14 protein-coding genes are annotated in these 14,887 nt (G+C 30.6%); 5 read left to right on the top strand and 9 right to left on the bottom strand.

Translation table 11 applies throughout. From position 1 onward, the window contains the following. Positions 1-14 precede the first annotated feature (14 nt). The 7 genes from ribB to CHB67_RS07705 all read right to left on the bottom strand — a co-directional run bounded on the left by ribB (position 15) and on the right by CHB67_RS07705 (position 7,342). Entirely contained in the window at positions 15-1,157 is a 1,143-nt protein-coding gene (gene ribB, locus CHB67_RS07735; protein WP_089381192.1) for a 3,4-dihydroxy-2-butanone-4-phosphate synthase, read from the bottom strand. Positions 1,158-1,160: 3 nt separating this feature from the next. Then, a complete protein-coding gene (locus CHB67_RS07730) occupies positions 1,161-2,606 on the bottom strand; it encodes an LptF/LptG family permease (protein WP_089381191.1) in 1,446 nt (481 codons plus the stop codon). A 5-nt stretch (positions 2,607-2,611) separates the two neighbouring features. Beyond that, positions 2,612-3,265: a LolA family protein gene (locus CHB67_RS07725; protein WP_089381190.1), complete on the bottom strand. Its 654-nt coding sequence runs from the start codon at positions 3,263-3,265 to the stop codon at positions 2,612-2,614. A 15-nt stretch (positions 3,266-3,280) separates the two neighbouring features. Further along, complete coding sequence (locus CHB67_RS07720; protein ID WP_089381189.1) at positions 3,281-5,677, bottom strand: FtsK/SpoIIIE family DNA translocase; 2,397 nt, start codon at positions 5,675-5,677, stop codon at positions 3,281-3,283. 49 nt (positions 5,678-5,726) lie between these two features. After that, positions 5,727-6,098 (bottom strand): diacylglycerol kinase, encoded by a 372-nt coding sequence (locus CHB67_RS07715; protein WP_089381188.1) that lies wholly within the window; start codon positions 6,096-6,098, stop codon positions 5,727-5,729. A 6-nt stretch (positions 6,099-6,104) separates the two neighbouring features. Next, the gene (gene tpx / locus CHB67_RS07710; RefSeq protein WP_089381187.1) at positions 6,105-6,602 is read right to left on the bottom strand and encodes a thiol peroxidase; all 498 of its coding nucleotides are present in this window, start codon (positions 6,600-6,602) and stop codon (positions 6,105-6,107) included. Between the two features lie 107 nt (positions 6,603-6,709). Continuing rightward, entirely contained in the window at positions 6,710-7,342 is a 633-nt protein-coding gene (locus tag CHB67_RS07705; protein WP_089381186.1) for a peroxiredoxin, read from the bottom strand. 196 nt (positions 7,343-7,538) lie between these two features. Between CHB67_RS07705 and CHB67_RS07700 the strand changes: the two genes are divergently transcribed. From CHB67_RS07700 to CHB67_RS07690, 3 genes are all read left to right on the top strand, one after another. Next, a complete protein-coding gene (locus CHB67_RS07700) occupies positions 7,539-8,153 on the top strand; it encodes a fumarylacetoacetate hydrolase family protein (RefSeq protein WP_089381185.1) in 615 nt (204 codons plus the stop codon). Between the two features lie 128 nt (positions 8,154-8,281). Further along, positions 8,282-9,640: an MATE family efflux transporter gene (locus tag CHB67_RS07695; RefSeq protein WP_089381184.1), complete on the top strand. Its 1,359-nt coding sequence runs from the start codon at positions 8,282-8,284 to the stop codon at positions 9,638-9,640. Further along, on the top strand, positions 9,627-9,857 hold the full coding sequence (locus tag CHB67_RS07690) for a hypothetical protein (RefSeq protein ID WP_089381183.1): 231 nt from the start codon (positions 9,627-9,629) through the stop codon (positions 9,855-9,857). Before CHB67_RS07695 ends, CHB67_RS07690 begins: the two co-directional genes overlap by 14 nt. 4 nt (positions 9,858-9,861) lie before the next feature. On the opposite strand, the gene CHB67_RS07685 is transcribed toward CHB67_RS07690, so the two are convergent. Beyond that, positions 9,862-12,066, bottom strand: coding sequence for an endonuclease MutS2 (locus CHB67_RS07685; RefSeq protein WP_089381182.1), 2,205 nt, complete (start codon positions 12,064-12,066; stop codon positions 9,862-9,864). A 57-nt stretch (positions 12,067-12,123) separates the two neighbouring features. On the opposite strand from CHB67_RS07685, the gene ung reads away from it, so the two are divergent. After that, positions 12,124-12,789, top strand: coding sequence for a uracil-DNA glycosylase (gene ung, locus CHB67_RS07680; protein WP_089381181.1), 666 nt, complete (start codon positions 12,124-12,126; stop codon positions 12,787-12,789). Between the two features lie 62 nt (positions 12,790-12,851). After that, a complete protein-coding gene (locus CHB67_RS07675) occupies positions 12,852-13,577 on the top strand; it encodes a DNA-binding protein (RefSeq protein ID WP_141119690.1) in 726 nt (241 codons plus the stop codon). Positions 13,578-14,013: 436 nt separating this feature from the next. Here the strand turns inward: CHB67_RS07675 and lipA are convergent, their stop codons facing one another. Further along, complete coding sequence (gene lipA / locus CHB67_RS07670) at positions 14,014-14,877, bottom strand: lipoyl synthase (RefSeq protein ID WP_089381179.1); 864 nt, start codon at positions 14,875-14,877, stop codon at positions 14,014-14,016. Positions 14,878-14,887: the final 10 nt, after the last annotated feature.

The raw sequence follows: 14,887 nt of genomic DNA, 5'->3' as shown, positions 1-14,887 counted from the left end.
TAAAACAACTAAAATTAATAGGTTACGTATTCAATAATTTCAAGTCCGTACCCTGTCATGCCAACACGTTTTCTATAGGTTGTAGCGTTTGATAAAACACGTAATTTTGTAATACCAATATCGTGTAAAATTTGAGCTCCAATACCAAAGTCTTTTTCATCCATTTTTAAATTAGGAACATAAGCTTCGTTTTTAGCTTGACTTTCTTTTAAAATTTTCAACCTAGATAATAAGTTGAATGATTGATTTTCTTGGTTGATAAATACAATTGCACCTTTTCCTTCCTTATTAATAGCGTCAAAAACACCTTTTAATTTATCGTCAGGGTTTTTGGTTAAGGTTCCTAAAACATCATTATTTACTAAGGTTGAATTCACTTTTACCAATACTTGTTCATTGGCTTCCCAAGTACCTTTGGTAAGTACTAAATGCACTTGTTTGTTAGTGGTTTGCTTGTATGCACGTAACCTGAATTCTCCAAAACGGGTGTTGATAGAGAAATCTTCAGATAATTCAATTAAAGAATCGTGTAACATTCTATATTCAACTAAATCTTCAATAGAAACAATTTTAAGGTCGAATTTTTTAGCAATTTTTAATAATTGAGGAAGACGAGCCATGGTGCCGTCTTCGTTCATAATTTCAACAATTACTCCAGCCGGATTTAAACCAGCCAAGCGTGCTAAATCTATAATCGCTTCTGTATGTCCAGTTCTTCTTAAAACACCACCTTCTCTTGCTTTTAAAGGGAAAATATGCCCCGGTCTGCTCAAGTCGTGAGGTTTGGTTGTTTTATCGGTCAATGCTTTAACAGTAATAGCCCTGTCGTTTGCCGATATTCCTGTGGTAACACCTTTTCCGTGATAATCAATTGAAACGGTAAATGCAGTTCCAAGCGGATCGGTATTTAAACCTACCATTAAATTTAAATCCAATTCTTTACATCTACTTTCTGTGATTGGTGCACAAATTAATCCTCTACCCTCGGTAGCCATGAAATTTATCATTTCAGCAGTTACCATATCTGCAGCAGCAACAAAATCACCTTCATTTTCTCTGTTCTCATCATCAACAACAATAACAATTTTACCATTTTTAATGTCTTCAATGGCTTCTTCTATGCTATTTAATTGTACAGCGTTTTCTGATATATTCATTGGTTAGTTTTTTGAAGTTTTTTTAAATTTTAGGGATAGTTTTTTAATACTATCGAAAAGTGCATCAATGTTAAAAATTCCCATTCCTTTTGTGGCTCTTCTGGTAAGTAATATTCCAAAAGGTAGTAAAATAATAGTTGAAATCCAACTACCTAAAAAAGCGGATATAGCACTTTCTTCTGCTAAATTTTTTCCAAATTGAGATATGAAAAAGTAGATTACAAATATAAAAATAGCCATAATCATTGGTAATCCAAATCCACCTTTTCTAATAATTGAACCAAGCGGAGCTCCTATGAAAAAAAGGACTAGGCAGGCCAGTGCAAATGAAATTCTATAATAAAATTCATAGTCGTATAAATTCAGCATTTTACGTTGATCTTTATAGCGCTTTAAATTATTTTCATTTCTTTCAGTAAGTCTTTTTACACTTTGAATGGCATCGCTAATAACTATATGTTTATTATTAAGGTTAAAATTATCAAGTATTACCGGAGAAAGAAGCGTGTCTATTATTGAGTCTGGGTATTTGTATAGTTTATTACCATTTACTGAAGAATAAAATGAACGAGCTTTACTAGCAAGATATTTATCGTAATCAACTTTTTTTATTTTTGAAATAGAATCAAGCTGGACAACACTTAACATTCCGTGGTGATTTTTAAGCTTTTCGTCTTTTAAACTATCGTCATCATTAAATGAAGATATGTCAATATTTATCGTGTATTTATCAAATGTAGCGTGCGATGCAGGCATCTTTTCACGATCTTTTTTTCGATTTATTTTTTTAATATGTTCTTCGTAGTAGTTACCATCTTCCAAGGTAAGCGTCATGTATTTACTACCTTCATCACTTGAAATAATTCCCTTTTTAGCAGTAATTACTTTTATTTTTCCACGACCTGCACTTAAATCAGCAATTTGAACATTTTTAAGTAAGTTTTCTTCTTCGCCATATTTTTCTTCAAACTTAATGCTAAATCCAGGTATATCAGTATTAAAAGTTCCCGGCACCAATGCAAGTGCGGGCTTTTTCTTTTTCATATTTAAATACAAATTCTTTTGCTTAAGTGTTGCCCAAGGATAAATGTTATTTAAGAATATAAAATTTAAACCACTCAATAAAATAGTTAAAACAACCAAAGGTCTTATAACTCGTTTTAAAGAAATTCCTGACGATTTGATTGCTGCAAACTCATAATTCTCCGATAAATTACCGAGCGCCATAATTGAAGATAATAAAATACCAATAGGTAATGCAGTAGGAGTAAGCATTAATGCCAAATACCATAAAAATTGTAGAATAAAAAACAAGTCTATTCCTTTTCCTGCAATTTCATCAAAAGCTAGCCAAAGCGCCTGCATTACTAACACAAAAAGAACTACAAAAAAAGTAGCTAAAAATGGTTGTAAAAAGCTTTTTAAAATATATTTATCAAATATTTTCAACGCGACTAGTTTGGTTCAGAGATGGTGTAGTTTTTTTGATTTTTGAATTTTTCTAAATCAAATTTGAAAAGATTTTCTGATATTGGTTGATTGGTTTTGAAGGTTCTTACTTCTAAAGTAGTTACCGTATTGTTTTCTCCAATTTCAATAATATTATAAATGTGTTTTGTTTTTACATCAATACCAACAAGTATTTGCTTAATTTCAGAATCACTTTCAAGAGGCGTTAATTTTACATATTGAATTTTGATACCTTTAATTGTTTTTAATTTGTCCATTTCATAAGCAAATCCATTTTTATAAAACGAAAACATTTTTGAAGGTGTTAGGGTTTCTTCTTCAGTGGTTGAAGGATCTTGAATAATGACTTCTTCATCTTCATGTATAATTAAATAGATTTTATTACCATCAAAAATTTGCTCAGTACCCATATAATTTAAATGGTATAAATCGCCTTCTAAAGATACATTTCCTCTTGTTTGTTGATGTACATCCGCATCATTATTGTCTAATTTATGAATAAATTCAAGTTGAATATTTTTATAACTTTCAACTCTTGTGGCTACTTCATCGAGCAATGATTTTGCTTCCTGAGAATTTTGACCAACGATTGGGAAACTTAAAAATACAATGCTTAATACTACTATTATTTTTTTCATTTTAACTATAATTCTTTAACTATCAGTGTTTTTTTCTCCGTCTAATAAAAGGTTTAAAGATAATTCATCAGGCACTAAAACCTGACGAGCTTTACTTCCTTCAAATGGACCAACAATACCTGCTGCTTCCAATTGATCAATCAATCTACCCGCCCTGTTATAACCTAATTTTAATTTTCGTTGTAATAAAGATGCTGAACCTTGTTGCGCATGTACAATTAATAATGCCGCGTCTCTAAATAAAGCATCTCGTTCGCTAATATCAATATCAAGACTTGTGCCAACTTCTTCACCACTATATTCAGGTAATAAATGTGCTTCAGGATATGCTCTTTGCGAACCAATAAAATCAGTAATTTTTTCAACCTCAGGAGTGTCAACAAATGCACATTGTAAGCGTACAACATCATTTCCATTTGTAAATAACATATCCCCTTTGCCAATTAATTGATCGGCACCTGAACTGTCTAAAATTGTTCTTGAATCAATTTTTGAAGTTACTCTAAATGCTGCTCTGGCAGGGAAATTAGCTTTAATAATACCTGTAATTACATTCACAGATGGTCTTTGAGTAGCCACAATTAGGTGAATACCAATGGCTCTGGCAAGTTGAGCTAAACGCGCAATAGGAGTTTCAACTTCTTTACCAGCAGTCATAATTAAATCGGCAAATTCATCAATAACCAACACAATGTAGGGTAAAAATTTATGACCGTCGTTCGGATTTAATTTTCTTGCTTTAAATTTAGCATTGTATTCCTTAATATTTCGCACCATGGCTATTTTCAGCAAATCATAACGGGCATCCATTTCAATACACATAGAATTTAGTGTATTAATTACTTTTGTAGTATCGGTAATAATGGCATCTTCAGTGTCAGGTAGTTTGGCTAAATAATGTCTTTCAATATGGTTAAACAGCGTTAATTCAACTTTTTTAGGGTCAACCAATACAAATTTTACTTCAGCAGGATGCTTTTTGTATAATAATGATGTTAAAACAGCATTCAACCCAACAGATTTTCCTTGACCTGTAGCACCTGCCATTAATAAATGGGGCATTTTAGCCAAATCAACTACAAAAGTTTCGTTTGAAATAGTTTTACCTAAAGCAATAGGCAATTCCATTTCTGAATTTTGAAATTTGGTTGAAGAAATTACAGATTTCATAGAAACCATCGTTGGTTTTTTATTTGGTACTTCAATACCAATGGTTCCTTTTCCTGGGATTGGCGCAATAATTCGAATTCCTAAAGCAGAAAGCGATAAAGCAATATCATCTTCTAAATTTTTAATTTTTGAAATACGAATACCTGCATCGGGAACAATTTCATACAAAGTTACTGTAGGTCCTACGGTAGCTTTTATTTTAGCGATACCAATTTTATAATTGTTTAAAGTTTCAACAATTCTATTTTTATTGGCTTCTAATTCTTCTTGATCTACCGAAATGGTCTCATTGTAATCTTTTAATAAATTAAGTGTCGGGAATTTATAATTGCCCAATTCAAGGGTAGGATCAAATTCTCCAAAATCTTTTACTAATTTATCAGATAAATTTTCTACTACATGTTTTTCTTCAACGCTTTGTTCAACTTCGATTGAAACATCCTCATTATCTTTTTCGTTTTGTGTTGTTTTAACCGTATTTTCAACAACTAAAGTTTCAGTAATAGTATTTTCTTCAATAATGGGTTCAACCTTATCAAGAGATAATTCAACGATCGAATTCTCTTCAGTATCTAAAACTTGTTTTTCGTTAATTTCAGAAGTTAAATTAGCCGTTATATCTGAACTTTCAGTAGCAACCAGTTTTTCTTTTTTAGGTAAATTTTCCTTTATTTTTTCAGGAGTTAATTTAAAACGTATGATAAAGTAGGAAATAAACAAAAACAATAAGGCTAAAAACAGACCTGTTTTTCCTAAAAACTGCTGTAAATAGCTATTTAATTCAAAGCCTACAACACCTGCTAGTAAAGCATTTTTATGTGCTAAAAAGCCAAATGCAATTGAAAACCATAAAACACCTAAAATTCCCCAACCCCAAGAATTTCTAATTTTGGTTAAGCTACCTTTCATAAAAATAAGTAAACCTGAAAAGAAGACTAAAACTGGAATATATAGTGAAATAAAACCGAAACCATCATAAATAAAAAAGTGACTAATACTTGCGCCTATTTTACCTAATAAGTTTTTAACGCCGACTTTTTTATTTGAAAAATCTTCAAGTTGACTTTGGTCATCTTGCCAATTAAAAAGGTAGGAAATAAAAGAAACGAGTAGAAAGATTGCAAACAGCATGATAAACAAGCCCAAAATTGTTTGAGTTTGTCTATTTCCAAAAAATGCTTTTATTTTTTGAAACCTTGGTGCTTTGGGTGTTTTAGTAGTTGTTTTTTTCTTTTTCGCCATGTATGTAATTATGTCACAAAAATATAAAATTAAAGTGATTGAGGTTAATTTACAAAATAAATTTAGGGATGTAAATTATTAAACCAATAATTACAGCGAAAATAGCTGCAAAAAAAGCAGCGCCTGCAGAAATATCTTTAATACGACCAATTTCTTTATGATATTCAGGATGTACAAAATCGGCCAACTTTTCAATACCTGTATTTAATGATTCTGCTACCAAAATTAAAGCTATTGCAATAATTTGAAATAACCATTCGGTAGCAGAAAGATTCATTATAAACCCAAATATGGTAACTATAATACCAATTATAGCTTGGGCAATAATACTTTTTTCAGTAGTAATTAAAATCCAAAAACCTTTTGCAGCATACTTAAATGCTTTTATTCTATTCAGAAAAAAATTACGCTCTGTATTCATTTATAATTATAATGCTTTTAAAGCAGCTTCGTAATTTGGTTCGTCAACAATTTCAGGAACTTGTTCCGTATAAATTACATCACCTTTTTCATCAACAATAACAATTGCTCTTGAATGTAGGTTTGCTAAAGGTCCGTTTTCAATTGTTAAACCGTAGGCCTTTCCAAATTTTCCTGAAGCAAAGTCTGATAAAGTAATTACGTTTTCTAAACCTTCAGCTCCACAAAAACGAGCCTGAGCAAAAGGTAAATCTCTTGAAATACATAATACTTTGGTGTTTTCTAATTTTGCTGCTTCTTCATTAAATTTGCGAACTGAAGCAGCACAAGTACCTGTATCTAAACTAGGGAAAATGTTCAAAATCACTTTTGATCCTTTAAAGTCTTTTAATTTGCTTTTTGATAAATCAGCAGCAACTAAAGAGAATTTAGGTGCTTTCTTGCCTACTTTAGGTAATTTTCCAACTGTTTTAAAAGGGGTACCTTTCAATGTTATTTTAGCCATAATATTTTTTATTTTTTAAGATTATCAAATTTAGTTTAAAAATAAAAACTCTCGAAACAAATCGAGAGTTTTTTAGCAATTTAATTTTAGTTAGTATTAGTAGTACTTTAATTTTTTGATAAATAATCAGCAACACCTTCGTGAGTTGTTGTTAATCCTTCTTTTTCTGAAGTCCAGTTTGCAGGACAAGCCTCTCCGTGTTCTTCATTAAATTGTAAAGCGTCAACCATTCTTAAAGCTTCGTCAACATTTCTTCCTAATGGTAAATCATTTACAACTTGGTGACGTACAATTCCGTCTTTGTCAATTAAAAATAATCCACGGTAAGCAATTAATTCACCGCTAGCTTGTAATTGATCATTGTCATCGTAAAAATAATCTCCAGCTAAAACATCGTAGTTTTTAGAGATTGTTTTGTTAGTATCCGCAACTAGAGGGTAAGTAACACCTTGAATTCCTCCAGCATTTTTTTCCATTTGTAACCAACCCCAGTGAGACTGCTCAGTATCAGTAGATACAGCAACTATTTGCACATTTCTTTTTTCGAATTCTGCTAATTTTTCTTGGAAAGCAAAAAGTTCAGTAGGGCAAACAAAAGTAAAATCTTTTGGGTAAAAGAATAATACAACATATTTTTTACCTTCAAATTGTTCTAAAGAATAATTTTCAACAAACTCCATTCCATTAACTACCGCTTGAGCGTTAAATTTTGGTGCTTTTTTTCCAACTAATACAGCCATTTTTATAATTTTTTAAAGTGAATATTTTATTTTTGTTTTACAAATATACGTATTTAAATAGGTATTTAAAATGTTGTTTATTTTAATAGTTTATTCCGAAATAGATTTTATTTATATAGAAGTAATAACACATTAAAAATCAATTTTATTTACAAAATAATGTATTTTTGAAACTTTAATAATTAACATAGAAACAATGAAAATACTTGCTATAGGCAAAAATTACGTAAACAATATTGAAGAAGTAGCTTCAAATAAAAATGGTCAACAAATTATTTTTTCAAAACCTGAATCTTCTTTGGTTACAGATAATAAAGATGTTGAATTTCCTTCATTTACAAATGAATTGATTTACGAAGCTGAATTGGTTATAAAAATTGGTGAAAAAGGAAAAAATATTTCTGAAGCAGATGCTGTTTCTTATATTTCTGAATTAGGAATAGGTATTGATTATACGGCGAAAGATGTATTAACTGCCTACCGAGATGTAAAAGGGCCTTGGGATTTAGCGAAAGGATTTGATGGTGCGGCACCAATTTCTTCGTTCAAACCAATTTCAAATTTTTCAGATTTGAATAATATCAACTTCGATTTAAAAATTAATGGAGAACAATTGCAAACAGGAAACACAAGCTTAATGATTTACAATTTTGCTGAAATTATTAGTTACGTGTCTGGTTTTATGACCTTAGAGCCTGGGGATTTAATTTTTACTGGAACACCAGCGCACGGAACTGGTAAGATTTTTAAAGAAGATCGTTTACAAGCCTCAATTGAAGGTGAAATATTGCTAGATTTTAAAATGGTTTAAATAGATATTTAATCGATTTTTTAAGAGACAAACTAAAAAGATGAACTTTTTAGTTTGTCTCTTTTTTGTATAACATTATTAAGAATGCTTTTTAAAACTTGTATCTTCGCAGCCTAATTAAGGTTAAATTGGATTTAAAAAGGTACACATCAGAGTTTAAAAAGAACTTAAAAATAGCTACACCAGTAATGATTGGTTCATTAGGTCATTTATTGGTTGGTTTAATTGATGATATTATGGTTGGTAGGCTAGGTCCTGTTGAATTAGCTGCAACGTCATTAGGAAATAGTGTTTTTTTTATAGCCATTTCAATAGGAATGGGGTTTTCTTTTGCAATTACACCTTTAATTGCAGAATCTGATAGTGAGGGAGATGAAAAGAAAGGACGTCTAATTTTTCAACATGGTTTAGTGCTAACTACTATTATGGGAGTTGCAATGTTTGCAATGTTGGTACTGATAAAACCAATTCTGTATCATTTAGACCAGCCAGAAGAAGTGGTGGTTTTGGCAATTCCTTATTACGAAATTGTTGCATTTTCTATGCTTCCTTTAATGATATTTCAAGGGTTTAAACAATTTACAGATGGTTTATCTCAAACAAAATATGCGATGCATGCCACTATTGTAGCAAATATAATTAATGTATTGTTGAATTTTGCCTTGATATATGGAATGTGGATTTTTCCAAGATTGGAAATTGTAGGTGCGGCAATTGGTACACTAATTTCAAGAATTGCAATGGTTTTCTTTATGTATATTGTTTTAAGTAACAAACTGATATTTACGGTGTATTTAAAACGTATTCATTTTGCTGAAATTAAAAAAGAAATACTAAAAAGAATTATAAAACTAGGTTTTCCTACAGCTTTACAAATGTTATTTGAAGTTGGTTTATTTACAGCTTCAGTTTTATTAGCTGGGACTTTTGGAGCCTATGCGCAAGCTTCCAATCAAATAGCTTTAAAGTTAGCTACAACCACTTTTATGATTGCGGTGGGAGTAGGTGTGGCTGCTACGGTAAGAGTTGGAAATCAAAAAGGATTGAAAAATTATGTGGAATTAAGAAGAATTGCTTTTTCTAATTTTTTATTGGTATTTATAATCATGTTTTGTTTCTCCATAGGTTTTATGCTTTTAAAAGATATTTTACCCTGGATGTTTACCGATAATTTAGAAGTGATTGGAATTGCTTCAAGCTTATTAGTTGTTGCTGGATTTTTTCAATTATCCGATGGAATACAAGCGGTGGTGCTTGGAGCATTACGCGGATTACAAGATGTGAATATTCCTTCGATATTAACGTTTATTGCATATTGGATAATTGGTTTCCCGGTGTGTTATTATTTAGGCACAATTTTAGAAATGGGACCATTAGGAATTTGGATTGGACTTTTAACAGCCTTAACATCTTCAGCAATTTTATTATTACTTAGATTTAATTACTTAACAAATAAATTAATACAACAGAAAAATGGAACTACCTAAATTTTTATTAGGAGACAACACTGATTGTCCAGACGATATTTTTGTAATTCATACTGAATTCCCAAGATTTTTAATCAATTTAGTTGATGATGAAATTGAATGGTGGGAAGACTTTCAGGGTGAAGATCAAACTGAATTAGAAACGCAAGTAGCGGTGCTTATAGAGCAAGCAAGCGAATTTTATGATCGTGAAATGGAACGCTATCAGAAAGATTAATTATTTATTTTTTTGCTGCCTGTACCAGTTCTAATTTATTTAAGGTAGTTTTAGTAGTAAAGAAACCATAATTAATAAAGGCGTTTTTCTTTTCAATTTTTTCAATAATTCCTGTTGAATTACTATCCATAATTTTAACGCGATCACCAACTTTAAAAACGTAGTCAGCTTTTTGCTTGGCTACTTTTTTTGCTTCAATTTCTTTAACAACTCTTACCTTTTCAACTGCTACAACAACTTCTTTTTCAATAACTTTTAGTTTTTCTTCCACTTTTTTATTTTCAACCTTTACTTGTTTTTTTTGAGCTTTGGTTTTAGGTTTTGGCGGATTCTTTTTTAAATGTTTTGTTTTTTCAATAGCAACCCATTTATTAAGATCGGCAGTAAACGCTTTTTTATTGTTCGTTTGAAAATATTTGTTAACTAATTCATTAAATTTTCTTCCATAATACAGCATTTTCTGATTACGGTCATACAATTCTTGAAAGCCTTCTAATTTTTCCTGAATTTTTTGTTGTTTTTCAGTCAAATTGTCCGTTTGTTCAACAGCTTTTGATTTTTCTTTTTCTAAAGTTTCAGAAGTATGTTGTAACTTGTTTCGTTCTTTTTGAAGTTTAGAAATGGTTTTATCTAATCTAACTTTTTCGCCTTCAACACGTTTTTTAGCTTTGTTAATTAAACTAAAAGGGATGCCGTTTTTTTGTGCTACTTCAAAAGTAAACGAACTACCAGCCTGACCGATAAATAGTTTGAATAAAGGCTCTAGTGTTTTTTCATCAAAATGCATATTGGCATTGGCAACATTTTCTAATTCACTTGCCAATACTTTTAAATTGGCATAATGTGTTGTAATAATACCAAAAGCTTTTTTGTAATAAAACTCTTCTAAAAATATTTCAGCCAAAGCACCACCCAATTCAGGGTCACTTCCTGTTCCAAATTCATCAATTAAAAACAGTGTACTATCATTACAGCTTCGTAAAAAATTACGCATATTTTTTAAACGATAACTGTAAGTACTTAGTTGATTTTCAATAGATTGATTATCTCCAATATCTGTCAGTATTTTTTCAAAAAAGTAAGTTTCTGAACGTTCGTGTACGGGTATTAAAAAACCACTTTGTAACATAACCTGTAATAAACCAACGGTTTTTAGGGTAATACTTTTTCCACCTGCATTGGGCCCCGAAATTACAATTATTTGCTGCTTAGAGTTTAATTCTAAGGTTTGAGGAACTGTTTTTAGTTGTTGTTCGTTGTTTTTTAAAAATAAGATGGGGTGATATGCATCACGGAAAAATACTTTTTTTTCAGAAGTAATTTTTGGTAAACAAGCATTTATTTTATTTGCATACGTTGCTTTTGAAGCAATAACATCAAGTGTTATTAAATAATTTTGAAATTGATTTAAATTAGGCACAAATTCACGAAGAGAATTGGTTAAATCTTTTAAAATTCTAACAATTTCTTGATGTTCTTCATACGCAAGATTTTGTAATTCTCTAGTAAATTGCAACGTAGCTTCAGGTGCAATATAAACAATGCTACCCGTTTTGGAGCTTCCAACCAAGCTACCTTTCACTTTTCGTCTGTGCATTGCCATTACAGCAAGCACACGTTGATTGTCTATAACCGATTCTCTAATGTCGTCTAAATATCCAGCGCTGTTGTATTGGCTTAATGCACGTGTAAAACTTGAACCTATTTTTGCTCTAATTGCATTTATTTCCTTTCTAATACTTTTTAAAAGTGGTGAAGCATTCTCGCTTACTTCTCCAAACGAAGTTATAATTTTATTGATGTTTTCCGCAATTATTTTTTGATATTCAATTTCTTCGGAAGACATAAATAGGGTAGGGTAAATGTCTTTAAATTTTTTGAAGAATTTTAGAAGTTCAAAAATAGTATTGGTATTGTTTAATATTTTTAAAAATGCAGCAGGTTCTAAATAACTATTTTCAATTTTTAATAAATAAATTTCTTTTTGTATATCATCAAAATAATGATTTGGAATACGGTTATCGTTTACATAAGACGATAGATATTCATTTACCTGATTCAATTCAAGTTGTGCTGCTACTTTATTCTGAAAAGGTTTAATTTCTAGCGTAGTTTTTTTACCTAAATCAGAAATACAAAATTCACTTACCGTTTTTAAAATGGTAAAAAATTCTAAATCTATTAATGTCTTTTCTGAAATGTTACTCATAAAAATTACTACTTTTGAAACATAGGCAAAAGTATAAATTTAAGACGAACTGATATAATGAATGTTAAAATTGATGATAGCTGGCAAAAACACCTACAATCTGAATTTGAAAAACCTTATTTTGAACAACTTACCCAATTTGTAGCGCAAGAATACCAATCAAATATATGCTACCCAAAAGAAGAACAAATTTATGAAGCCTTTAATTTATGTCCTTTTGAAGCGGTAAAAGTTGTAATTATTGGACAAGATCCATATCACGGAGAAGGTCAAGCTAACGGATTGTGTTTTTCGGTAAACGATGGAATTGCGAATCCTCCTTCATTAATAAATATTTTTAAAGAAATTAATTCCGATTTACAGCTTCCTTTTCCAAAAACTGGAAATTTAAAGCGTTGGGCAAAACAAGGAGTGTTGTTGTTAAATGCTACTTTAACCGTTAGAGCTCACCAAGCGGGTTCGCATCAAAAAAAAGGTTGGGAAATATTTACTGATGCCGTTATTGCAAGCATTTCAGAAAACACAGAGAATGTTGTGTTTTTATTGTGGGGTGGTTATGCAAAAAAGAAAGGACTAAAAATAGATTGTTCAAAACATACAGTTTTAACAAGTGGGCACCCTTCACCTTTAAGCGCTAATAGAGGTTATTGGTTTGGGAATAAACATTTTAGTGAAACAAATAAGCAATTGAAAAAAAATGGTTTAGCCGAAATTAATTGGTGATGAATATCAGTTGTTTTGTAAGTGATATTGGTTACATTTATAAAAATTTAATAGTATAAAAAATGAAAAACAAATTAAACCTAGTACTCGTTATTTTAAGCGTTTTTATATTGATAAGTTGTAAAGACAAAGCAACATATTCAAAGATGGATAATAGCCCTAAAGTTGAAAAATCATCAGTGCATAAGATTGTAATTAACGAATTTATGGATGCTGCAGGATACACTTATATCAATGTTTCTGAAGGTAGTGAAACGTATTGGATGGCAATTCCAAGTACCACTGTAAAAAAGGGTGAAACCTATTATTATGCAAGTGGAATGCAAATGGTTAATTTTGAAAGTAAAGAACTTGAAAGAACTTTTGATGTTATAATTTTTTCTGAAGGAATTAGTGCTTCGGAAGAAGCAGCTTCAAAACCAACAGTTAAAACCCCACATTCAGAAAGTGATAATTTATCAGAAAAAACGGAAGCTATCTCAATAGAACTGCCAGAAGGTGGGATTTCAATAGGAGCACTTTATAAAAATAAGAGCGATTTCAATAAAAAAGAAATTATAGTTAGAGGGAAAGTAGTAAAAGTAAATAAGAATATTTTAGATAAAAATTGGATACACATTGTTGATGGAACTAATTTTGAAGGTAAAAAAGACTTAACTATTACAACAAGTGAATTGGCGCAATTAGGAGACATTGTAACTTTTAAAGCTACCGTTGTTTTAGATAAAGATTTTGGAGCAGGATATGTTTATAATTTACTATTAGAAAATGGTGAAATTATAAAGTAAAACAAAATCAATTAACAAAAAAAAGCGCTTATGGGGCGCTTTTTTTAATTAACTCAAACATTATTTAAAATGAAAACAAAGCTAACAACTTCTCTGTCTTGATTGTTATAACGCAATTGTTATGCCGTTCATATTCAAGGGGTTGTTAATTAAAAGTTAAAATATTTTTTTAAACAATTATTCTTTCAGAAATATATAAAAATAAAAAAAGCGCTTTATGGGGCGCTTTTTTTAATCAACTAACTCAAACATTTTTATATGAAAAACAAAGCTAACAACTTCTTTGTCTTGTTTGTTATAACGCAATTCTTATGCCATTAATATTCAGACAGTTGTTAATTAAAAGTTAAAGTAGAATTCAGTTAATATTTAATAAAAAAAGTCCTACCGAAGCAGGACTTTTTTATTAAGTAAAAAATAATATTTTTAAAAATTACTATTCTAAATGTTTTTGAGCCTTATATGATGAACGTACCAAAGCGCTACTTTCCACATGTCTGAATCCCATTTTTAAACCAATTTCTTTGTATTTATCAAATTGTTCAGGTGTAATAAATTCTTTTACAGGCAAGTGTTTTTTACTAGGCTGTAAATATTGACCAATGGTTAAAATATCAACTTTGGCATTGGCTAAATCCTGCATAGTCTCAATAACTTCGTCTTCTGTTTCTCCTAAACCAAGCATAATCCCAGATTTAGTTCTTCGTTGACCTTGGTCTTTCATATATTTTAATACCTCTAAACTACGGTCGTATTTAGCTTGTATACGCACTTCTCTGGTTAAACGTCTCACCGTTTCTAAATTATGAGAAATTACTTCAGGTGCCACTGCTAAAATACGGTCAACATTTGTTGTGTTTCCTTGAAAGTCTGGAATTAAAGTTTCTAAAGTCGTTTCAGGGTTTGTTCGTCTTATGGCATTAATGGTTTCAGCCCAAATAATAGAACCGCCATCTTTAATGTCATCTCTATCAACCGATGTAATTACGGCGTGCTTAATTTTCATTAATTTAATAGAACGTGCTACTTTTTCTGGTTCTTCCCAATCTACAGTTTCAGGTCTTCCGGTTTTAACACCGCAAAATCCACATGAACGCGTACAGATATTTCCTAAAATCATAAAGGTTGCAGTTCCTTCAGTCCAGCATTCACCCATATTTGGGCAACTTCCACTGGTACAAATGGTGTTTAATTTATATTTATCAACAACACTTCTAAGCTCAGTGTATTTTTTACCAACAGGCAGTTTTACTCTCAGCCATTTTGGTTTTTGAATTCGTTCTTTAGTAGTTTCTGACATTCTTTATAAA

The sequence above is a fragment of the Lutibacter agarilyticus genome (assembly GCF_900188235.1).
Taxonomy (GTDB): domain Bacteria; phylum Bacteroidota; class Bacteroidia; order Flavobacteriales; family Flavobacteriaceae; genus Lutibacter; species Lutibacter agarilyticus.
This window is presented reverse-complemented; position numbering and strand designations above follow the sequence as displayed.

Coding starts and splice junctions, on each gene's coding strand:
- CHB67_RS07675 (WP_141119690.1), top strand. CDS start 12,852: ATGAAAAACAAATTAAACCTAGTACTCGTTATTTTAAGCGTTTTTATA.
- CHB67_RS07725 (WP_089381190.1), bottom strand. CDS start 3,265: ATGAAAAAAATAATAGTAGTATTAAGCATTGTATTTTTAAGTTTCCCA.
- CHB67_RS07685 (WP_089381182.1), bottom strand. CDS start 12,066: ATGAGTAACATTTCAGAAAAGACATTAATAGATTTAGAATTTTTTACC.
- CHB67_RS07705 (WP_089381186.1), bottom strand. CDS start 7,342: ATGGCTGTATTAGTTGGAAAAAAAGCACCAAAATTTAACGCTCAAGCG.
- CHB67_RS07720 (WP_089381189.1), bottom strand. CDS start 5,677: ATGGCGAAAAAGAAAAAAACAACTACTAAAACACCCAAAGCACCAAGG.
- CHB67_RS07690 (WP_089381183.1), top strand. CDS start 9,627: ATGGAACTACCTAAATTTTTATTAGGAGACAACACTGATTGTCCAGAC.
- ribB (WP_089381192.1), bottom strand. CDS start 1,157: ATGAATATATCAGAAAACGCTGTACAATTAAATAGCATAGAAGAAGCC.
- lipA (WP_089381179.1), bottom strand. CDS start 14,877: ATGTCAGAAACTACTAAAGAACGAATTCAAAAACCAAAATGGCTGAGA.
- ung (WP_089381181.1), top strand. CDS start 12,124: ATGAATGTTAAAATTGATGATAGCTGGCAAAAACACCTACAATCTGAA.
- tpx (WP_089381187.1), bottom strand. CDS start 6,602: ATGGCTAAAATAACATTGAAAGGTACCCCTTTTAAAACAGTTGGAAAA.
- CHB67_RS07700 (WP_089381185.1), top strand. CDS start 7,539: ATGAAAATACTTGCTATAGGCAAAAATTACGTAAACAATATTGAAGAA.
- CHB67_RS07715 (WP_089381188.1), bottom strand. CDS start 6,098: ATGAATACAGAGCGTAATTTTTTTCTGAATAGAATAAAAGCATTTAAG.